This is a genomic window from Protofrankia sp. Cas3 (assembly GCF_963555955.1).
Taxonomy (GTDB): domain Bacteria; phylum Actinomycetota; class Actinomycetes; order Frankiales; family Frankiaceae; genus Protofrankia.
This window is the reverse complement of record NZ_CAUVXP010000016.1, coordinates 16064-37138: the sequence shown is the minus strand read 5'-3', so window position 1 is coordinate 37138 and position 21075 is coordinate 16064. Positions and strand designations below refer to the sequence as shown.

Sequence of the window (21075 nt, the reverse complement as noted above, 5' to 3'; positions counted from 1 at the left end):
TCCGCGTTATCCGACCATCCGCTGTGTGCGCAGCAGCTCGGCAAACTGGTAGATCACACCGACATCCACTCCATCGGCAACCAGGGGCAGCTCGTAGACGGGACGGCCCAGCGCCTCGACTTCAGCCCGTTCGGCCGTCTCCAGCCGCACCCGGCGCGCGTGCTGGGCCGCCTCGGTCGCGAGAGCGCCGATCAGCTCGGCGCTCGGCAGAATGCCGGCCTCCTTCACGCCCGCCGCCAGTTCCTCAAGATCCAATTTATCGGTGCCGGCCCGCTCAATGTCCTCGGCCGCCAGTAACGGCTTCCGGATCATGTTCACGATAACGCCACCGACCGCGAGGCCCGCGGTTTTCAACTCGGCGACCCCGTCCACCGTCTCCTGGATCGGCATCTCCTCGAGCAGGGTGACGAAGTGCACGGCTGTGGTGGCGGATCGCATCACCGCCATCACGCTGTCGGCCTGGGTACGGATCGGACCCACCTTTGCCAGTCCGGCGACCTCTGCGCTAACGTTGAGAAACCGGGCGATCCGACCGGTCGGCGGCGCGTCAAGAACGACGGCGTCATATGCCTTGCCGCCGGAACGGGTCGCGTCCGGACGGTTCACCGCTTCCTTCACCTTGCCGGTGAGCAGCACATCGCGGACCCCGGGCGCGATCGTGGTGGCGAAGTCGATGGCGCCGATCTTGCCAAGCGCCTTGCCTGCGCGGCGCAGGTTGTAGAACATCTCCAGGTATTCCAGCAGCGCCTCTTCCGCGTCGATGGCGAGCGCGAACACCTCACCGCCACCGGGAGCGCTTGCCACCTTACGCTCGGCGTAGGGCAGCGGCGGGGTGTCGAACAGCTGCGCGATCTGCTGACGCCCCTCGACCTCGGTGAGCAGCACCCGCCGACCGCCGGTGGCGAGGGCAACCGCGAGCGCGCCGGCGGCGGTCGTCTTGCCGGTACCGCCCTTGCCGGTGACCACATGCAGGCGGCACGACCACGGCCCTCGGGCGACCTCCGGCGGCACGGCATCCGGCGGCACGGCATCCGGCGGCACGGTGTCCTGCGGCGTCACACCGACGACCGTACCCGGCCTGGCCGGCCCCTTCCCGGCGGATGCAGGCGGATGCACGACGGATGCACGACGGATGCGTGGCGCTCGGACCTCATGTCCGCCGCTACGTTCCGCCATGTCCCGGCGATAGACCATTAAGGTCTCGTGTCATGACGACCTGGGAGTACGCGACAGCCCCGCTACTGATCCACATGACCAAGCAGATCCTCGACAGCTGGGGGACGGACGGTTGGGAGCTCGTCCAGGTCGTGCCCGGCCCCAATCCGGAGAGCCTGGTCGCCTACTTCAAGCGCCCCACGAACGCCTCGGCGAGATGACGCCCGCGGACGCCGCAGCGGCCACCCCGTCGCAGCGTCTGGCCGCGCTCGGCCTGGCGCTGCCAGCGGTACCCGTGCCGGCGGGCGCGTACGTGCCGGCCCGTCGCCACGGCGATCTGGTGTGGACGGCCGGGCAACTGCCGCTGGTGGACGGCACGCTCACCGACCACGGCCCGGTCGGCGCAGTGGTCGACGGCGGCCTGATCACCCCCGAGCGCGCCGCCGAGCTGGCCCGCGTCTGCGCGCTGAACGCGCTTGCGGCCGCGGCCGCGGTGGCCGGCGGTCTCGACGCCATCAGCGGAATCGTCAAGGTCGTCGGCTTCGTCTCCAGCGTGCGCGCCTTCACCGGCCAACCGGCGGTGGTCAACGGCGCGAGCGAGCTGCTCGCGGCACTGTTCGGCGACGCCGGACGCCATGCTCGCTCCGCCGTGGGCGTGGCCGTCCTGCCGCTGGGCGCCCCGGTCGAGATCGAGCTGGTCGCCACCATCTGTTCTAACATCTGACGAATGGCGGATCCGACGAACGGAGTGACCGAGGACGAGCTCCGGCGCCTGCCCCAGCGGCTGCCGGCCAGCCTCGTCGAAGCGGCGCGGTCCTACCGCCCCGGTCTCGACACACCGGCACCTGCCCGCGCCGCCGCCACGGTGGTACTCCTGCGTCCCGCCCGCGGCGGGCCGGGCGCCTCCGGGGTCGAGATCTGCCTGCTGCGCAGGGTGTCCACGATGGCCTTTGCCGCCGGCATGTACGTCTTTCCGGGCGGGACGGTCGACCAGGCGGACGGCGACGCCGAGCTGGACCGCTTCGGCGCTGCGGAGGCGACCTTGCCGCCCGGGGCCGAACCTGCGCTGGCCCGGGCACTGGTCTGCGCGGCGGTACGCGAGACGTTCGAGGAGAGCGGTGTCCTGCTCGCGGGACCGGACGGGGGCACATCCGCCGACGTCAGCGACCCGAGCTGGGAGGCTGACCGCGTCGCTCTGGAGAGCAGGACGACCAACCTCGCCGCCGTGCTGGCCCGCCGCGGTCTCGGCGTGCGAGTCGATCTGATCCGCCCGTGGGCACGCTGGATCACGCCCGAGGTCGAACCCCGCCGGTACGACACCTGGTTCTTCGTCGCGGCGATGCCGGCCACACAGCGGACCCGCCAGATCCCCGGCGAGTCCGACCGGTTGCTGTGGACGTCGCCGGCGGCGGCGCTCGAGGAATTCATCGCGGACCGGCTGAACCTCATGCCACCAACTGCCTACACCCTCGGCGAGCTGGTCGGTTACGACAGCGTCGAGGCGGTCCTGACGGCTGCCGGGACCCGGGCCATCCAACCGATCATGCCGAAGATTTCACTTGACGATGGTGGGGCCCGCCTCGTCTTCCAGCACGACGCCGACCATGACTCGATCGGCTGACGATCGCGGACGGGTGGTGGCTGCGGCTGCGATGCCGTCCGGACCGGCGATGCCTCCGCAGGTCATGCCCCCGCAGGTCATGCCCCGGCAAGGCCTGCCCCGGCAGGTGACGGCGCTCGCGGCTGTGCTGCTCGCACCCAACCCGGGCCCGATGACGCTGGACGGCACGAACACCTGGATCCTGCGTGCCCCCGGGGCCACCGGCGCTGTGGTCGTCGACCCCGGCCCATCCGACCCGCGCCATCTCGACGCGATCGTCGCGGCGGGACCCGTTGACATGATCCTGCTGACCCATGGCCATCGTGACCACAGTGAGGGCGCGGCACCGCTGCACGACCTGACAAATGCTCCGGTGCGCGCCCTGGACGTCACGCACCGACTCGGCGACGAGGGGCTGGCCGCAGGTGACGTGATCGTGGCTGCCGGCGTGGAGATCCGCGTGCTGGGGACGCCGGGGCACACCAGCGATTCGCTGTCGTTCGTCCTCACCGGCGACCGCCGTGCCGCCCCAGCCGGCCCCGGCCCGACCGGCCAGACCGGCCCGACCGGCCCGACCGGCCCGACCGACGACGGAGTCTCGGTTCTCACCGGCGATACGATCCTCGGGCGGGGCACCACCGTGGTGGCACATCCCGACGGCCGACTGGGCGACTACCTGGCGAGCCTCCGGCGCCTGCGCGAACTGGGCGACGCCATGGTCCTTCCTGGTCACGGGCCCGAACTGGCATCGGCTGGGCGGGTGGCCGAGGCCTACCTCACGCACCGGGAGGCCCGCCTGCAGGCGGTCCGCGCGGCGCTCGAGGCAGGTGACGCAACGGCCCCGGAGATCGTCCGTCGGGTCTACGCCGACGTGGACCCCGCGCTGTGGCCGGCGGCTGAGCTCTCGGTCCGCGCCCAGGTCGAGTATCTGCGCCCGCCATCCCGACCGTCCTGTTGAGGTAGCCGAATTATCACTGTACGAAGCAGAACACGACTTCTTCCGGACATCCCAGGTAGCTCCCCGGCCATCCGAAAGCAGTTAAGATCAGCAAGAACAGAGGATCTCGTCCGGTTGGCTTATGCTCGCGGCCGGGAGGCGACTACCCGTGCGTAACGCTCCGCATTTGTCCGACCGCGCCAGAATGTCTCGACTCTGGACGCGATACCGGCAACACCCGCATACCGGGCAAGCCGGCTCGATGCTGTTGCCATGCCCCGGCCGCAGGGCGTGCCGATGATCACATCGCCCATCGCCGGAACCTTGCGCTGCCCGCGCTGCGGCACACCCACCGTCCCCGGCGGGCGCTTCTGCTTCCACTGCGGGTTGCCCCTCCAGACCGAAAACGGCCTGGGTGCGGACGAGGGCGCCGAGCGCCGGGTGGTCACCGTCCTGTTCGGTGACCTCTCGGACTTCACCGCGTGGGCCGAGGATCTCGACCCCGAGCGGGTCGGCGAGGTCACCGACCGGGTACTCGCCGCGCTCGCCCGCGATGTCGCCGAGGTCGGCGGACGGGTCGACAATCTCACCGGCGACGGCATCATGGCCGTGTTCGGCGCGCCGACCGCGCACGAGGACGACCCGGAGCGGGCCGTCCGCGCAGCCGCCGCCATGCAGGAGACCGTCCGCCGGCTGGTCACCGACGAAGCCGGGGGCGGGCGCCATCTCGGCCTGCGGGTCGGGATCAACACCGGCGAGGTGCTGGCCGGCATCCAGGCGTCCCTGAGCTACACGGTGATCGGCGACACCGTCAACACCGCCGCCCGGCTGTCCGACGCGGCGGCAGTCGGTGCCGTGTACGCCGGGCACCACACCGTGGTCGCCACCACCTCGGTGGCAACCTGGCGGGGGCTGCCGGCGCTGAAGCTCAAGGGCAAGCGCGAACCCGTCCCGGCCTACGAGCTGGTCAGCCTGCGGCCGTCGAACGTCGCCCGGCCCGGTCACGGTGACGATGCCCCGTTCACCGGCCGCGACCAGGAACTCACGGTGCTCGTGTCCGCCTTCCGGGACGTCGTCACCCACGGCCAGCCGCGGACGGTGATCGTCACCGGTGAGGCCGGGATCGGCAAGACCCGCATCGCGGCGGAGGTCGCCCGCCGGGTGGGCGCTGCGCCCGACGCAAGGGTGCTGTGGGGGCGCACCGTCCGGCACGGCGACGGGCGTGACCTCGCGCCGTTGATGGACATCGTGCGGACGGCATCCGGGGTCGGCGAGGGCGACAGCCCGGACCGGGTCGCCGAACGGGTCCGGCGTACCGTCAGCCGCCTGGAGCACCCGGCCGCGCGCACCCGCATCCCCAGCGGTATCGCGGACAAGCTGCTCGCCCTGCTGGGCGTCCCGCCCGAGGGCCGCTCAACGGTCACGCCGGACACCCCGCCGGGTGATCCGGCGGGCCGCGACGGTCGTCCTGACAATCCCGCCGTCCGGGCTGTCGACGCGATCGTCGACGACGTCGCCGTGCTGCTCGGGGGATTGTCCGACGACGGCCCACTGATGATCATCCTGGATGATCTGGAGTGGGCGACAACCGCGCTGTGGCAGGGATTACGGCGTTTCGCCAGCCGGTTGCGCGGACCGATCCTGCTCGTCCTGCTCGACCGTGAGGCCCCGCCCCTGACCGGGCTGCCCAACCCGGAGCTACTCGCCCTGGCGCCGCTGCCGGAGGCCGCCGCGGCGAGACTGCTGCGCGACTACCTCGGCGGCGCCGAACTGAGCAAGGACGCCCGCGCCGCACTGCTCGGGCGGGTGCACGGCAACCCGTTCTTCCTCACCGAGCTCCTGAACCTGCTGGTGGACCGCGGTGTGCTGCACCGGGGTCCACAGGGCGCGGACCCGGTGTCGGTCCGCCCCGAGGAACTCGACGCATCGGGTTCCACCGTGCAACGGACGCGCCGGCGCCAGGCGGCGGGCATCGAGCCGTCCTCCTGGGTCCTTGAGGGATCCCTGCCGGAGACCACCTTGCCGGCCGGGGTGCAGTCGGTTCTGGCCGCCCGCATCGACGACCTGGACCCGATCGCGAAGGCCGTCCTACGGTCCGCGTCGGTGCTCGGCAGCCGGTTCCCGGCGGACGCGCTGCCCGCGCTGGAGGACCGCCGCAGCGACCAGGTCCACCGTGCCCTGGCAACCCTCGCCGAACGCCAGCTCCTGCGGCCCGCGCATCCCGCGGAGCCGTTGTGGACGTTCGTCCATCCGATGGCCCGCGACGTGGCCTACGCCGGCCTACCCAAGGTCGAACGGGCCCGCCGGCACGCAGCGGCCGCACAATGGGGGGTGGAGTTCCTCAACGGTTCCGAGGCCGAAGTCGCGGCCTTTGTCGGACACCACGCCGAACGCGCGCACGACCTGGCCGCATCGATGGCGCTTGCCCCGACGGACCCCGCGTGGTCGGCTCGCGAACCCGGGTTCCACGCCCTGGTGCGGGTCGCCCGCTCGGCGTTGGCCCGCGACGACCATCGCGGCGCCAGCGATCTGATCACGAGCGCCCGCCGGCTCGGCCGTGGTGTCATCAGCGAGCTCGACGATCTCGGGGCAGTCGTGCTGCACGCCGAGGCGCTGGCATCGCTGCGCCGGCTGGACGAGGCTGAACGCACCCTTCGGCCCGCGCTCCGGGTCACCACACCGGAGCTTCGGGCGGCCGCGTACCGCGTCCTGGGCGATCTCCGACACAAACAGGGTCGGGACGAGCAGGCCGCGGCCGCGCTGGTCACCGCATTGGAACAGGCCCAGCTCGCCGGCAGCGACCGGCTGGTGGCGGCGACTCTGCGCCAGCTCGGCCTGGTGGAGTACGCCGCCGGCCGGGTGCGCCACGCCGAGAAGCGGTTCACCGATGCGCTGACCCTGGCCCGCCGGGTCGGCGACCCACGCGGGGTCGGCTGGGCCCTCCAGCACCTCGCCTGGAGCGCAACCACCCGCGGGGACTACCCGAATGCCGAGCAACATCTGCGGGACGCCTCCGAGGTCTTCAGGCGGTTGGACGACACCGGCGGCCTGGGTTGGTGCGCCGGTACCGAAGCGCTGGTCTGGCTGTTGTCAGGTCAACTCAGCCGGGCCCGCCAGATCTCGCGTGAGCTGATCGAGATGGCCGAGGCGCTGGGCGAACGATGGGGCCTGGCCGTATGTCTGACCATCGACGCGGTCGCCGCCGCCGAACTCGGGGACGTCGCCGAGGCCGAAGCTGGGGCCGAGCGCGCGGCGGAGTTGTTCCACGCCACCGGCGACACCTGGGGAGCCGCACTCACCCTTGTGGCCAAGGGGCTCGCCGCCCGCGGCGCGGGCGACCCGGAACGCGGCGCGGCCCACCTGGAAGACGCTCATGCCGCCGCGAACATGGGCCGCCACGCGGTCGTGGGTGCGCTGGCTCTGGTCCTGCTGGGGCTGACCCGGCTCGACGCCGGGCTCATCGACTCGGCCGAGCAGGCCGCGTCCCTCGCCCTGGAAACCCTCGACGGTCTTGAGCTGCAACCCCAGGCGCAGCTGGGGGCGAAGGTACTGGTCGCCCAGGTCGCCCGGGCCCGCGGGCGACTACAGGAGTCGATCAGTCTGCTGGAGGAGGCACTGGCCGCCGGGGAACCGGCGACCCTGCTGTTCCCACGCCGGCAGGCCTACGCTCACCTCGCCGGCACCCTCCTCGACGCCGGCAGGCCGGCCGAGGCGCTGGCCATTGCCCGGCGAGCGGTCGAGGTGGAGGCGGAGGACGTCCGCGCCCAGGTGCTGGCCTGGCGGGCGCTGGGCACCGCGCTGGTCGCCAGCGGGAAACCCGCTGAGGCCCGGGCCGCCTACGAGAAGGCGCTGGACGCGGCGACCGCGACAGGCGCGGTGAGTGAGGTCCCGCAGACCCGCCGCCTGCTCGCCGCGGTTCCAACCGTTCCAACCGTTGCGCCCGTTCCAACCGTTGCGCCCGTTCCAACCGTTGCGCCCGGCCCCGACGTGCCGGTGAACAGCTGCGCCACGGGCCTGACGATGGTGCCGGCCGGGCAGGCAGCCGGGCAACCGACCGGGCCGCCGACGGCGCCGCTGGCCATACCCCCGACGTCCCCACCGATCATCCCCAGACTGGCCGCGGAGCCGAGCGGACAAGCATAGCGCTACCGGCAACAGAGGGCTCAAAGCAGCAGCTCGGGCACACAGTGGTGGATCAAGCGCAAAGTGTCGGATCGGACCGATCTCGAAGCGGTGCGGTCTCACGACAGCTCGGGTCTCACGACAGCTCAGGTGTAAAAACAGCTCAGGTGTCAAGGCGGGTCCAGGCAGCGCACAGGTGCGCTGCCTGGACCCGCTGGTGTGGGATGCGGGCCGGCCTGTGCCCCCTTCAGGCCGGATCTAGCGAGCGCGCCGGGCGAGCCGTTCCCGGTCAAGCAGAACGACCGCACGGGAGTCCAGCCGCAGCCAACCGCGGGTGGCGAAATCCGCCAGCGCCTTGTTGACCGTTTCGCGGGACGCCCCGACCAGTTGGGCGAGCTCCTCCTGGGTGAGGCCGTGCTCGACGCGGACCCCGGCCGCCTCGTTGCCTGGCTGAGCCGGTTCACCGAACCGTTCAGCCAGATCAAGAAGGGCCTTGGCCACTCGTCCAGGCACGTCGGTGAACACCATGTCGGCCATGGAGTCGTTGGTTCGCCGCAGGCGTTGTGCCAGTACCCGAAGCAGCAGCGACGCCGCCTCGGGGCGGGTGGCCAGCCACGGCCGCAGCGCGGTGTGCTCCAGGGAGACCAACGATGCGTCGGTCACCGCGGTCGCGCTGGCCGTGCGAGGGCCCGGATCGAACAACGACAGTTCACCGAAGAGGTCCCCGGGACCCATCACCATCAGGAGGTTCTCACGGCCGTCGGGTGCGGCGCGTCCGATCTTGACCTTTCCTGCGAGGATGACGAAAACGCGATCTCCGGTTTCACCTTCGCGAAACAGAACGTCGCCTCGGGTAACATTCTGGCGTTCGAGATGATCATTAAGGGCCTGCCGATCCTGTTCGGATAGGCCGGCAAACATGGGAACACGGGCAAGCAGATCGTCCACGGCGTCCGAGCATGCCAGGAGTGGAGCCAAAGGGCACGACCTGAAAGCCGTGACAGGCTGTCGGGTCTTGAACAGGTCCGCCCAATCGGGGTATTTCAGGCTCGACCAGCCCGCCCGCAGCCAGGATCATGCGCCGATACAGGCACACACCGAGAGGATGCATAACACTCTGTAGTCAGAAAAACGAGAAAAATCAACGGAAGTCCAAATGTGGGCCACCTTCACACCGCTCGATGTTTACCCGGCGGCGATCGCCGCAAACGTCGGCGGTAGCGCTCCAGCGCCACCGGAAGACCCTGGGAGACGAAGGTGCTCACCTCGTCCGGCCGGGCGTTGTCAAGGAAGCCCTCCAAGCCCTGCCCCGTATCGGCGGCACGCAGGGGGCGCTCGACCCGCTCCATGGCCAGCAGCAGGGCGAGCAGCACGAGGGGGAAGGAGATCGCGGCAATCAGAAACATGGCGGGCACTATGGTGACGGACGACTGTGCGTAACCAACACGTGGGGTCTGGATGTGTCCTGCGACATTGGACACACCCGCCACGCCGGCCGACGGCTGGCGTGATCGGCTCGCCCGCTACCCTGGGAGCGTGCCCGCCGTCGTCGACACCGCCACGGAAAGCCCGCTGGCGCGGACACGCCGAGCCCGTAAGATCGTCCGGATGCTCGGTGAACTCCACCCGGATGCCCGGATCGCGCTGAACTTCGGCAACCCGCTCGAACTCCTCGTCGCCACGGTCCTGTCCGCGCAGTGCACGGACAAGAAGGTCAACGAGGTGACGCCGGCAGTGTTCGCGCGGTATCGCAGCGCCGGCGACTACGCCGGGGCGGACCGCGCGGAGCTCGAAGCCGTCCTGCGGCCGACCGGCTTCTTCCGAGCGAAGACACATTCGATCATCGGCATCGGCGCCGCTCTGGTCGACCGTTTCGCCGGCACCGTGCCCGGCCGCCTCGACGACCTCGTGACCCTGCCCGGTGTTGGTCGCAAGACCGCCAACGTGGTACTCGGACATGCCTTCGACATACCCGGGATCACGGTGGACACCCACGTCGGGCGCCTGTCCCGCAGGTTCGGCCTCACCGCCAACACCGACCCGGTCAAGGTCGAGAGCGACCTCGCCGAACTCCTCGAGCGGCGCGACTACACGATCGCCTCCGATCGGATGATCTTTCATGGTCGACGGATCTGCCACTCCCGCCGCCCTGCATGTGGAGCGTGCGGTGTCGCCCGTCTGTGCCCCTCGTTCGGCCTCGGCCCGACCACCCCGCAGGACGCCGCGCGGCTCGTCCGCGGGGACGTCGAAGCGGTCAGTTGAGCAGCGGTCAGTTGAGCACCGGTCAGTTGAGCACCGGACCGCATCCGGACAGATCCGAAACTCCCCGACCGGCACCGGGCCCTCGGGGGGTTCCGACCGCACGGCCGGCCGCCGGGGGTGCCGCGCCGGAACGCTCCGTCGAGCTCGGCCGGCCCGCTGTGCCGGCCGGGCCTGACCAGCCTGGCTGGCTCACCGACCTGGCCGAAGCCCTCAGTGCGGCCCGTCCCGACGATCTCTCCCGCGCCCGGGCACCGGCTGCGGGCGACGCCCGGCCGGCGGCCGTCCTCATGGTGCTCGCAGACGGCCCGAACGGGGCGGACATCCTGCTCATCCAGCGTGCGCCCGACCTACGCAGCCACGGTGGCCAGCCGGCGTTCCCTGGCGGCGCCACCGACCCCACCGACGTCTCCCCGGCCGCCACCGCGCTGCGGGAGGCACACGAGGAGGTCGGACTGGACCCGGAGTGTGTCCGGGTGGTGGCTACCGGCCCCGCGCTCTACCTGCCGCCCAGCCACTTCCTGGTCACGCCGGTGCTGGCGTGGTGGCACACGCCGTGCCCGGTGGCGGCGATGGACCCGAACGAGACGTCGTCGGTCGCGCGGGTACCCGTAGCGACGCTCGCGGATCCGGCGAACCGGCTGCTGGTCCATCACGCGCGAACCGGCTATCTGGGCCCGGCCTTCCGCGCCCACGACATGTTCATCTGGGGCTTCACCGGCGGACTACTCGACGCGCTGTTGCGGATGGGCGGCTGGGAGCGCCCATGGCTCCCGGCCGAGCAGGTCGAGGCCCCCGCACCTGTCATGTCAGTGCCCACCGCAGTGCCCACCGCCAGTCGGGCGCCGGAACCGACGGGTGACTCCGAATGAGTGCGCACCCGGGCGATACGGTCAGGCAGCTCGATGAATGACCGGAGGCAAGCATGAGCGCAACGACGGGCCCGCGCAGTTCCCGGCGCCCGCAGCCCCGACCCGATGTGCCCGGTAGGCGTCCGGCCGGCATCCGGATGGGACCGAGCGTTGGTCGCGCTGCGATCAGCGTCGTCCTTGCGGCGCTGCTCCTCAGCCTCAGCCTCAGCGGCTGCGGAAGCGACCAGCCGGCCGGTGCGGCCACAGCCGCACCGAGCGCCACACCGAAGATCGAAAATGGCGTCCAGATCTTCGACGTCGTGGGCACCGCATCGCTTGAGTTCTCGCCCTCAACACTGATCGCGAAACCCGGAAAAATCACGGTGAACCTGACCGTCGAACACGGCTCTCCGCTGCACAACTTCGTGATCCCGACGATTCCGACCGCCCGAACCAACTACGCCTCGACGGATACACCGCGATCGGTGACATTTACAGTGGATCAACCCGGGCAGTACCCGTTCGTCTGCACGATCCACCCGAACATGCGTGGCACACTAACAATCAGCTAACGGATAGCAGGCCGCCAGACATGGTCGACAGCATCCTGCTCGTCGCGGTGATTGTCTTTGGCGTGTCCGGCTACCGGCAGGGCTTCGTCGTCGGGGCACTGTCCTTCGTCGGTTTTCTCGGTGGCGGCGTGCTGGGCGCGAACATCGCTGCGCCGTTCGCGCGGCTGATCGGAGCCGAGGCCAACGGTGCCGTCGTCGGCATCCTGGTCGTCCTCGTGCTCGCCCTGATCGGACAGATCGCCGCCACCGCAATCGGTGCGGCGCTGCGCAACCGGCTCACCTGGCGCCCCGGCCAGACCGTCGACTCGGTGGCCGGCGCGTTGCTTTCGGGAATCTCGGTGTTGCTGGTGGCATGGCTCCTGGCGACGGCCATCGACCGATCCCCGTTCAGCTCGCTGGCCGAACATGTCCGCCGATCAGCGGTGCTGAGGACCGTCGACGGGGCCATGCCGGACACTTTTCGTAATGCCTTCGCGGACCTCCGCCAGCTTGCCGACCAGAAGGGCTTCCCGGAAGTCTTCGCCAGCCTCGGCGGCGGCCGGATCATCCCGGTCGAACCACCGGACGCACAGGCTGCCACCACCACCGGCGTGCAGGCGGCGTCTGCCAGCATCCTGAAGGTCCGGGGTGTCGCGCCCTCATGTTCCAAACAGGTCGAGGGCTCCGGCTTCGTCTACGCCCCGGAGCGGGTGATGACGAACGCCCATGTTGTCGCCGGAGTGCCGCGGCCGCAGGTCGAAGTCGGCAACACCATGATGGCGGCCAGGGTGGTGTTGTTCAACCCGGACACCGACATCGCGGTTCTGTACGTGCCCGGGTTGCACCGGACGCCGCTGGCCTTCCAGGCCAACCCGGCGGGCCATGCGGGGGACGATGCGGTTGTCGCAGGTTACCCGCAGGACGGCCCCTACACGACCGCGGCGGCACGCATCCGCAACCGGCAGACCGCCAAAGCACCCAACATCTACTCACAGGGCACGGTGCTGCGTGACATCTACGCCGTCCGCGGCCAGGTGCTGCCGGGTAATTCGGGCGGACCACTGCTGTCCGAGACGGGAACTGTCTTCGGAGTCGTGTTCGCCGCCGCGACGAACGACTCGGAGACCGGGTATGCGCTGACCAGCGCAGAGGTGGACGCCTCGGCGAACGCCGGCCGCGTCGCGACCGCCGCTGTCAGCACCCAGGGCTGCGACTAGGGCCTGCAATATCCATCGGACAGACCCTAGGGGGTAGGACTGCGACTGGCAGATTGGTCCAGAACAGTATTCTGTGCCCGTTTTTGAACCCCGGTCTCCTGATGTGCGAGCCAGGTGAGGATCTCATCGGTGATGACGGCCGGTGCCTCCTCCGGCAGGAAGTGCCCCACCCCGTCCAGCAGCTTCCAGGTGTAGGGACCGCTGACATAACGTCCGGAACCCTGCGCGGTGGACGCCAGCATGCACCGGTCGAGGCGACCGTGTAGCTGCAACGTCGGCGCGGTCACCGACTCGCGGCGCAGCGCCGCTGCAAAACGGGCACCGTCCGGGCGGAACAGCGACCGGAAAACCCACCGGTGGTACTCCATGGAACTGTGCGCAACCCCGGGGATGCGGATCGCTTCACGATAACGGCGCTCCATCTCGGCGTCGGGATAGCCCGGACCGCCCCACAACCGCAACAGCTGCCCCACATAAGCGCCGTCGTCGGCGACCAGCTGCCGCTCTGGACGCCACGGCAGCTGGAACGTGATCAGATGCCGGCCCGAGAGGCCCTGGCGTCGTGGGCTGGCCACCATCTCATGGCGGACCCGCAGCGGGTGGGGCATCGCCAGCACCACGAGCCCACGGACCAGCCGTGGAAAAAACGCCGCCGTCGTCCACCCCGCAACGCCCCCCCAGTCATGCCCGACAATCACCGCATCCCGTTCGCCGAGCGCCCGGACCAGACCCGCGACATCGCCGGCCAGGGTGAATGCGTCATACCCGCGCGGCGGTTTGTCACTGGCGCCGTAGCCGCGCAGGTCCGCAGCCACCACCCGATACCCGGCCGCGGCGATGCCGGTCAACTGATGGCGCCAGGCCCACCAGAACTGCGGGAAACCGTGCAGCAACAGCACCAGCGGGCCGTCGCCGAGTTCGGCCACGTGCAGGCGGGTGCCGTTCGCGGATACGTCACGATGCTGCCACGGACCGTCTACAAGAACGGCGCTAAGCTCTGGAACTGCGGCCTCCATCGCATCTCAGAATTACTCAGAGCCCCCGACAACGGGGACGCTCCTGCTCGCGGCTCGATCGATCCGCGCCCGCCCAGCTTGCCGACACCGGTCCCGCGCGCGACCCCCAGCGCGTCTTCCATGTGCCCGATATGTTCCTTCCGAGCTTTCTCCATGTTACTACCGTCTGATTTTGATCGTTATGAGATTTTTGTGTGATCACTATGGGTGATATCGCTTTGGCCGGCAACGCAGCCGGGGCGTCCGGTCGTTGATCGTCCAGGTAGGAGATGTTGATCGCCCGGGTAGGAGGTTCAGAACAGGCTCTCAGGGGATGGGCACCGAGTCCCGCGAGTTACCGGACACGTGCCCGTTGGAGTGGCCTGCCCCGGTGCCCGTGACTGCCGTCGGGTGCTTGAGCCAGGCGATGTCCTCCTTGACCGTCTGCAAGGTGCGCTCAGGCGGCGAAATCTTCTTCAACCGCTTTGCCCCGAACAGGCCGAACAGCCCGGCGACGACCAGATAAAGCAGAGCGGTCAGGAAGTACGCCCAGAACCGCTCCACTCCGGCCCAGGTGAACAGCTCGCCGAGCCCGATCGTGACGGCGATCAGCGCGCCGAACCCAAGGCCGGCGGCAACCACCAGAAAGCCGGCGCCGAGCGCGGCAGACGTCGCCTGTTTCGAAAGCTCGGCCTTCGCGAGATCGATCTCCTGCCGGACGAGCAGCGACAGGTCTCGTACCGCGAGCCCGACGAGCTCACCGAGCGTCGCTTCCCGGGTGGCTGGTCGGTTCTGCGTTGGAGTCGACACCGTTGGTCCTCCTTCTGGCGGCCCTGGAGCCTCGGGCGCGCGATACGATTCCTGACCGCATGCCTCGGCCCACCGGGCACGGGTTGCCCGTCGCAGCGGTGACTACCGGTCGTACAGGTCGCGGCACGAGGCGGCGCCCGATACCGTCCAGGTCACCAGATGGTGCCCGATCGGCGACAGTCAACACATCCGCAACGCTCGTCCACGGTTGTTGTGCACGCGTTTGAAGCCCACCTCGGCGGCCCGCAACTCCCCCGCGTTCGTCCAGTCCTCGGGCCGTCGGCGGCGCGAAAACCATAATCATGTCATCCTTTGATCGGGTGGGGTACGACAATCCCGTATCACCCGCCGCGGACCCCTCTTGCGAAGTGTCCCGCGTCCAGAGCTTGTCCGCCGCCCAGACGCGCTGTGATGCGCATACCTGGCCGGTCCGGGCAATTTTTCCCGGACCTTCGGACGCCGCCAGTGTGACAGATGGACCGTGACGAGATTGCGTTCGCCCGCTTGCGCAACGGTCACCGGATGTCCACCGCATCGACCACCGCATCGACCACCGCCCATGGGCCATGGACCTTCCCACCCAGCCGGAGACCCACCGTGCCTGCCATGGCCCTGCTGCTCATCCATGGGGCGGGCGCCATCCACGGGGCGGGTAGGCGGTAGCGTACCGGCAATGACCGCCGTAGTCGGGCCGGACCCCGTGGCCCGCCTCGCCGCCCTGCCAGGCGTCACCGACGCGGTCACCGCCGCCCGAACGTCCGTGGACACCCTGTTACGGCACCGGGTCATGCGCCGCGACAGCGCCAAGGTGACAGCCGAGGCATCGTTGCGCACCGCGCGCGCATCAGCAGCGCTGGACGGTCACGACATCGATCTGGACGATCTGCGCGAACACCTTGGCCACGATCGCCGGCTTGCGACCGGCGACAGCGACAGCGACGCGCTCAGGGTGACGCTCGGCACGGTCCGGCTCCACGCGGAGCTGGGGACGCTTCGCGACACCTGGGATCGGGCACCCCGCCAGGCACTCGCCCGGATGCACGTCCTCGTCGCGCGCGGCCTGGTCACCGACGCTGACCTCGGACGCCCACGAGTAGCGGGCAGCCACACCGACCCGACGGATCCTCTCGGCCTCGGCCCGACACCGACACCCGCCGAAGCCACCGCCCGGCTGGACGGGCTCACACAGCTGCTGCTGACCAGGACGTCCGCACCGGCGATCATCATGGCTGCGATCGTGGAGGGCGAACTGCTGGCCATCCGCCCGTTCGGTGCCTTCGACGGGATCATCGCCCGGGGGGCCGGCCGGCTGGTACTCATCAGCCGGGGCCTGGACCCCAAGGCCGTGACCGCCACGGATGTCGGGCACGTCGAAGCCGCGCGGATCCCCGGCGGGCAGACGTGCACCGACGGCGCCGCAGGTGGCAATGCCGCAGGTGGCAATGCCACAGGTAGCTATGCCGCGGCGGTCCGCGCCTACATCGGAACGGGCGCCCAGGGCGTCGGTCAATGGATCATCCACTATGCACGGGCCGTGGAGCTGGGTGCCCGCGAGTCCCTCGCCATCTGCGAGGCCATCACCCGCGCCAGCTGAGGCGCGCCAGCCAGTCGACCATCAGTCATCCGGGCACACCGCGGCCGCGCCCGGATGACGGTTTCGCCAGCCACGGAAAGGGTACGCATCGGCAGTGTCGAGCGAGCCCACCGCACCCTCGTCCGGCAATCGTGGGATCCCTGGCGGTTGACGGCGAGATCCCACGGACGGCTCCCGCGACGCCCCCCAAACGGGAGCCGTCCCCCCGGTCGCCGGGCACCTCTTTTCCAGGCGCCTCCCTTCCAGGCACCTCGTGCCGGACCCCGGTTTGCCGGACCCTGCTTTGCCGTACCCCGGTTTGCCGTACCATGCGTGCCGGGCACTCCGTGTCGGTATAAATCTTAATTAGACCATATATGGGGCTTGTGGAGGGAAAATCCTCCACAAGCCCCATATGCGTCATGGTGAGCTTCCGTCCCCATCCCCGACGACGGAAGGGCCCTGCCATGACGTCCGCACCGCCCGTTCTCGCCCTCGCTGTACCCGAGCCCCAACCGAGCCTCCGGCCGCTGACCATCACCGATGATCCACAGCTGCTCGACGACATCCTCCGGCTCGCCGCGGCTGCCGGCGTCACCGTGAACGCCGTAGTCGACGCCCACCTCGCCCGCAGGTACTGGAACAACGCCCCGCTCGTCGTCGTCGGCACCGACCGGGTGGCGTCGTGCGTGGCCGCCGGCCTGCCACGGCGTCCGGGGGTGGTCCTACTGAGCTCCGACCTCGACGACGGCGGCGTATGGGAGGCGGCGGTACGTCTCGGCGCCGAGCATGTGGCCTTCCTGCCGGACGCGGAAAACTGGCTTGTCGAGGTGTTGGCCACCGCCACCGAACCGGACCAGCGCCGCGCCACCGTCGTGGGCGTGATCGGTGGGCGAGGCGGTGCAGGGGCCACCAGTCTCGCGATCGCGTTGACCCTGGCGTCCGTGCGCCGGGAGCTCCATACCGTGCTGGTGGACGCCGACCCGCTCGGCGGGGGGATCGACCTTGCTCTCGGGATTGAGGATCGACCAGGCATGCGCTGGCCGGACCTCGCAGCAGTCCGCGGGCGAACGTCCCGCCGGGTGCTGGCCGAGTCGCTGCCCTGTCTCGGGGACCTTGCCGTGCTGTCCTGGGACAGAACCAGCCCGACCGCGATCCCGCCGGCCGTCATGAGTGCGATGCTGACCAGCGTCCGGCGCGGTAAGGATCTGCTCGTCGTCGATCTTCCCCGGTTTCCCGACCAGGCCGCCGCCATGGCGATGCACGTGGCAGAAATGATCATTGTGGTCGTTCCGGCCGAGGTCCGCGCCATCGCCGCCGCCGGCCGGATCTGCGACACCGCGAACCGGCACTGTTCGGACGTCCGTATTGTCGTGCGGCTCCCGGGCCCGGCCCGGCTGGATGCCGAGGCGGTCTCGGATGCGCTCGCGCTGCCGGTTGCCGGGGTGCTGAGGCACGATTCGGGCCTCGCGACCGGACTGGAACGGGGAGAACCGCCGGGTAGCCGTCGCCGGAGCTCGCTGGCCCGGGTCAGTGGGCGGATCCTCGACGACCTGGATCTGGCGCACGCGGACGTGGCTGCATGAGCACGTATCCGGCCGGCAGCCCGAGTGTGGGGGCCACGCCGGGTCATCCGGTCCACGACATCGCGGTCGAACGAACCGGAGCAGATCACGTCCGACGCGCACCGGGCACGACGGCTGCCTGCGGTGTGACGGACGGGACACAGCCGGACGAGGCGCTCCTTGCCGGCATTCGGCGAAGGCTGGCAAGCGCGGACGGGACGCTGACGTCCTCGCGCATCGCCATGGCGGTCCGGGCGGAAACCGGACCGGTCGACAGCGGCTCGCTCGCGCTACACCGGTCGCTCCAGTCGGAGCTTGTCGGTGCCGGGCCACTCGAGCCACTGCTCGCAGACCCGTCCATAACCGATATTCTGGTCAATGGGCCAGACGAAGTCTGGATAGATCGAGGCGTCGGTCTCGAGCGGTGCGCCGTCACCTTTGCCGACCATGACGCGGTACGTCGCCTCGCGGTCCGGCTGGCCGCGGCAACCGGGCGGCGCCTTGACGCGGCGACCCCGTTCGCCGACGCGAGGCTCGGTGACGGCACCCGCCTGCACGCGGTGCTCGCACCGGTCTCGGTAGCAGGGACGTGTCTGTCGCTGCGGATCCCCAGGCGGCGACCCTTCACACTGGGCGACCTTGTTACGACCGGGACGATACAACCCGCCATGGCGGAGGTCCTGGACGCGCTTGTCCGCGCTCGCCTGGCAACACTGGTCACGGGCGGAACGGGTTCAGGAAAGACCACCTTGTTGGCCGCGCTTCTGGGCCGGGTCGACCCGGGCGAACGTGTCGTGGTCATTGAGGACACCGTGGAACTCGTCGTCGATCTCGCCCACGTCGTGCGACTGGAGTCCCGTCCACCCAACATCGAGGGTGCCGGCGGGATCGATATGAGCGATCTGGTTCGTCAGGCATTGCGGATGCGACCTGACCGAATCGTCGTGGGTGAGGTCCGCGGCGCCGAAGTCGTGGACCTTCTGGTCGCGCTCAACACGGGCCACGAAGGGGGCCTGAGCACCATCCATGCCAATACGCCGGCGGACGTCCCAGCGCGGCTGGAGGCTCTCGCCGCGCTTGCCGGGCTGGACCGCGCGGCCCTGCACAGCCAACTTGCCTCGGCGGTACAGGCTGTCGTTCATATCAGCCGAGATCGTGATGGAATGCGCAGAATTACTGAAATCGGCGTACTGTATCGCGACCAGAGCGGGCTCGTCCGCGTCCTGGGCGCCCTGCGTATACGCCAGCATCACCTCACCCCACCCGACCCCGAACGCGGGGCAACGGCCAGCGTGGTTGTGGCCGGAGCGGGCGCCCTCATCCTTGATCGACTACTCGCCGAACGCGGCGGTCCACGTCCCGGCATGCTTCGTGAAAGTGCCCCGGGCAGCCAGCGATGCTGATGCTGATGCTGGCCACCGTCTGCGCGGCCACTGCCGCCGCGCTCGCCTCGGGACCGATCGGACGGCGTCCGCCGCACGTTCGGGTGGCGACCACGAGGCCACCGGCGACCGGGCGGTCCGGCAGGGACGTAAATGACCCACCGGAACCGCGAGCAGCCCGTACCTGGGCACCACCGGCGATCTTGGCCGCCGCGGCAGCACTCAGCGGCGCCTGTTTCGGGCCGGTAGTGGCCTGCGTCACCGTCGTCGGCGCTGTGACAGCGCAGCGAGCCATGCGACGCGCCGCGGCACGACGCTGGCACGACGCTCAGCGTGCCGACGCACAGGAGGTGCTCGCAGCCCTCGCCACCGAACTTGAGGCGGGCCGAAGCCCGTCGCAAGCGCTGCGCACAGCCGTCGAAGACCTCGGTAACGAGACGGATCGGCCGCGCTTTGGCCAGAGTCCGCCGCGCCGCGGTACCCGTGTGAGCGACTCTCGGGCATTGCGCACCGGGCTTGCCCACCGGCTAGACCCGGCGGCCACGCTGGAGCGTTGCCAAGCGCCAACCTTGCGCCAGCTCGCGGCCGCCTGGCGGGTGAGCCAGATCGCCGGTATTCCACTGGCTCCGATGGCGAGCAGACTCGCCGCGGTGGTCCGGGCCGAGCAGGAGAACGACGGCGAGGTATCCGCAGCCCTCGCCGGACCGCGCGCATCAGGACGGCTGATCGCAGCCTTGCCTCTTGCCGGGATCGGGCTCGGCATCCTCATCGGCGCGTCCCCATTGGATGTCCTGCTCCACACCCCGGTCGGAACGATCTGTCTCGCGGTCGGCGCAATGCTCGATCTCGCCGGCCTGGCATGGATCAACAGACTCACCGAGACGGCTCGATCGCGGGGAGAGACCGGCCGGTACCGCTACGACGCCCAGCCGATGGTGGCGGTGGCACTGTGACCGGGCCGCCGCAGTGGACAATGCTTCTCGCCGCGGCTACAAGCATGGCATCGGCGTCGTGGCTGGCCGGAATCACAACGCTCTGCGATCAGGTTCGGCGCCGGGCAGGCTCGCTCACCCCGCCGACCCGGGCCGACATCACGCCGACGCGACCACACCTGACCAGGCACATGTCGAAGGGCCGCAACGATGGGGCGCAGGACCACGGCAGCGAAAGCAGCCGCCGCTCGAGCGCCCGTTGGGCGAACCGTTGGAGCCACGGTTCGAGCGGCGGTCCGCACCCCACCGCGGACCGCCGCTCGGTGCTTCGGCGGATCGCTCTTGGCACCGCAGCCGGGCTCGGTCCATTCGTAGTGTTCGGTGGTCCCGCGGGCATCGTCATCGGCCTCGTTCTCGGCGTGGCCGCGGTCCGCCTGTTGGCTGGTGTGCCCGAGCGCCATACCCGGCGCCGCCACGAACGCCTTGCCTGCGACCTTCCACTGGCCCTCGACCTCATTGCGGCGTGCCTGACCGCCGGTGCGCCGGTCGTGACGGCCTTGGAAATCGTCGCCGATGCGGTCGGCGGACCGCTCGGCACGGAGCTGGGCCTGGTCGGACGCGCTCTGCGGCTTGGAGCGCCTATCGGCGAGGCGTGTCACCGGTTACTCGATCCCGGCCCCGGGGGTAGGCCCGCGCCGAGCTGGTGGGCCATCACAGGTGTCGCGGAGGTCACAACAGCAGCGCGTGAGCTGGCGACCTTCGCACGGGCGCTGCACCGGACCGAGGACTCCGGCGCCCGACTGGCCGCGACGCTTGAACGACTCGCGGACCAGACCCGCGCGCAGCATCAGGAGCGCGCCCTGGCCGCGGCACGCCGAGCGGGAGTCGCCGCGGTAGCACCGCTCGGGCTGTGCTTTCTGCCCGCATTCATTGCGTTGGGGGTCGTGCCCGTCGTGGCAGGGGCTGGCACGGGTCTGGCGCTGCTGTAACTGCGCTTGTCGGGTTCGGCCGAACCCGGCCGGTGTCACACCAGGTCACACCAGGTCCGGCGACACGAGACGCCAACCTGTCAGAACCTGTTGTGAATCTTCTGTCCCGGCGATCCACGCCCAACCGGCCTGTGGAT

At 70.0% G+C, this 21075-nt stretch carries 19 protein-coding genes; 14 read left to right on the top strand and 5 right to left on the bottom strand.

Annotation, left to right across the window (positions count from 1 at the left end):
• Positions 1–6 precede the first annotated feature (6 nt).
• Complete coding sequence (locus U9983_RS05295) at positions 7–1026, bottom strand: ArsA-related P-loop ATPase (RefSeq protein ID WP_322747710.1); 1020 nt, start codon at positions 1024–1026, stop codon at positions 7–9.
• Positions 1027–1208: 182 nt separating this feature from the next.
• Here U9983_RS05295 and U9983_RS05290 point away from each other — a divergent pair, with 182 nt between their 5' ends.
• The 5 genes from U9983_RS05290 to U9983_RS05270 all read left to right on the top strand — a co-directional run bounded on the left by U9983_RS05290 (position 1209) and on the right by U9983_RS05270 (position 7835).
• Positions 1209–1376, top strand: a complete 168-nt coding sequence (locus U9983_RS05290) for a DUF4177 domain-containing protein (protein ID WP_322747694.1) — start codon at positions 1209–1211, stop codon at positions 1374–1376.
• The gene (locus U9983_RS05285) at positions 1373–1879 is read left to right on the top strand and encodes a RidA family protein (protein ID WP_322747695.1); all 507 of its coding nucleotides are present in this window, start codon (positions 1373–1375) and stop codon (positions 1877–1879) included. The genes U9983_RS05290 and U9983_RS05285 overlap by 4 nt, the downstream gene beginning before the upstream one ends.
• 3 nt (positions 1880–1882) lie before the next feature.
• Positions 1883–2776 (top strand): NUDIX hydrolase, encoded by an 894-nt coding sequence (locus U9983_RS05280; RefSeq protein ID WP_322752936.1) that lies wholly within the window; start codon positions 1883–1885, stop codon positions 2774–2776.
• 31 nt (positions 2777–2807) lie between these two features.
• Entirely contained in the window at positions 2808–3713 is a 906-nt protein-coding gene (locus U9983_RS05275; protein ID WP_416211280.1) for an MBL fold metallo-hydrolase, read from the top strand.
• Between the two features lie 252 nt (positions 3714–3965).
• Positions 3966–7835: a tetratricopeptide repeat protein gene (locus tag U9983_RS05270; RefSeq protein ID WP_416211279.1), complete on the top strand. Its 3870-nt coding sequence runs from the start codon at positions 3966–3968 to the stop codon at positions 7833–7835.
• 237 nt (positions 7836–8072) lie between these two features.
• Here the strand turns inward: U9983_RS05270 and U9983_RS05265 are convergent, their stop codons facing one another.
• Both U9983_RS05265 and U9983_RS05260 read right to left on the bottom strand, forming a co-directional pair.
• A complete protein-coding gene (locus U9983_RS05265; RefSeq protein WP_322747713.1) occupies positions 8073–8762 on the bottom strand; it encodes a Crp/Fnr family transcriptional regulator in 690 nt (229 codons plus the stop codon).
• 221 nt (positions 8763–8983) lie between these two features.
• Complete coding sequence (locus tag U9983_RS05260; RefSeq protein WP_322752935.1) at positions 8984–9220, bottom strand: hypothetical protein; 237 nt, start codon at positions 9218–9220, stop codon at positions 8984–8986.
• Between the two features lie 52 nt (positions 9221–9272).
• Between U9983_RS05260 and nth the strand changes: the two genes are divergently transcribed.
• Genes nth through U9983_RS05240 form a run of 4 tightly spaced genes read left to right on the top strand, consistent with a single transcriptional unit; the run spans position 9273 to position 12692 of the window.
• Positions 9273–10076: an endonuclease III gene (nth, locus tag U9983_RS05255; RefSeq protein WP_416211278.1), complete on the top strand. Its 804-nt coding sequence runs from the start codon at positions 9273–9275 to the stop codon at positions 10074–10076.
• A 26-nt stretch (positions 10077–10102) separates the two neighbouring features.
• Positions 10103–10945, top strand: a complete 843-nt coding sequence (locus U9983_RS05250; protein WP_322752934.1) for a CoA pyrophosphatase — start codon at positions 10103–10105, stop codon at positions 10943–10945.
• Between the two features lie 53 nt (positions 10946–10998).
• On the top strand, positions 10999–11496 hold the full coding sequence (locus tag U9983_RS05245) for a cupredoxin domain-containing protein (RefSeq protein ID WP_322752933.1): 498 nt from the start codon (positions 10999–11001) through the stop codon (positions 11494–11496).
• A 20-nt stretch (positions 11497–11516) separates the two neighbouring features.
• Complete coding sequence (locus tag U9983_RS05240) at positions 11517–12692, top strand: MarP family serine protease (RefSeq protein ID WP_322752932.1); 1176 nt, start codon at positions 11517–11519, stop codon at positions 12690–12692.
• Between the two features lie 26 nt (positions 12693–12718).
• Here U9983_RS05240 and U9983_RS05235 read toward each other — a convergent pair whose 3' ends face one another.
• Positions 12719–13708: an alpha/beta hydrolase gene (locus tag U9983_RS05235; RefSeq protein WP_322747702.1), complete on the bottom strand. Its 990-nt coding sequence runs from the start codon at positions 13706–13708 to the stop codon at positions 12719–12721.
• Positions 13709–14014: 306 nt separating this feature from the next.
• Entirely contained in the window at positions 14015–14497 is a 483-nt protein-coding gene (locus U9983_RS05230) for a phage holin family protein (protein ID WP_322752931.1), read from the bottom strand.
• A gap of 673 nt (positions 14498–15170) precedes the next feature.
• Here U9983_RS05230 and U9983_RS05225 point away from each other — a divergent pair.
• The 5 genes from U9983_RS05225 (at position 15171) to U9983_RS05205 (ending at position 20938) form a co-directional block, all read left to right on the top strand.
• Complete coding sequence (locus U9983_RS05225; RefSeq protein WP_322752930.1) at positions 15171–16091, top strand: hypothetical protein; 921 nt, start codon at positions 15171–15173, stop codon at positions 16089–16091.
• Between the two features lie 446 nt (positions 16092–16537).
• Positions 16538–17656 carry a septum site-determining protein Ssd gene (ssd, locus tag U9983_RS05220; protein ID WP_322752929.1) on the top strand — a complete coding sequence of 373 codons (1119 nt, stop codon included), beginning with the start codon at positions 16538–16540 and terminating at the stop codon, positions 17654–17656.
• Entirely contained in the window at positions 17653–19038 is a 1386-nt protein-coding gene (locus U9983_RS05215; RefSeq protein WP_322752928.1) for a TadA family conjugal transfer-associated ATPase, read from the top strand. Before ssd ends, U9983_RS05215 begins: the two co-directional genes overlap by 4 nt.
• Positions 19032–19970 carry a type II secretion system F family protein gene (locus tag U9983_RS05210; RefSeq protein WP_322752927.1) on the top strand — a complete coding sequence of 313 codons (939 nt, stop codon included), beginning with the start codon at positions 19032–19034 and terminating at the stop codon, positions 19968–19970. The genes U9983_RS05215 and U9983_RS05210 overlap by 7 nt, the downstream gene beginning before the upstream one ends.
• A complete protein-coding gene (locus U9983_RS05205; RefSeq protein WP_322752926.1) occupies positions 19967–20938 on the top strand; it encodes a type II secretion system F family protein in 972 nt (323 codons plus the stop codon). The genes U9983_RS05210 and U9983_RS05205 overlap by 4 nt, the downstream gene beginning before the upstream one ends.
• Positions 20939–21075 lie beyond the last annotated feature (137 nt).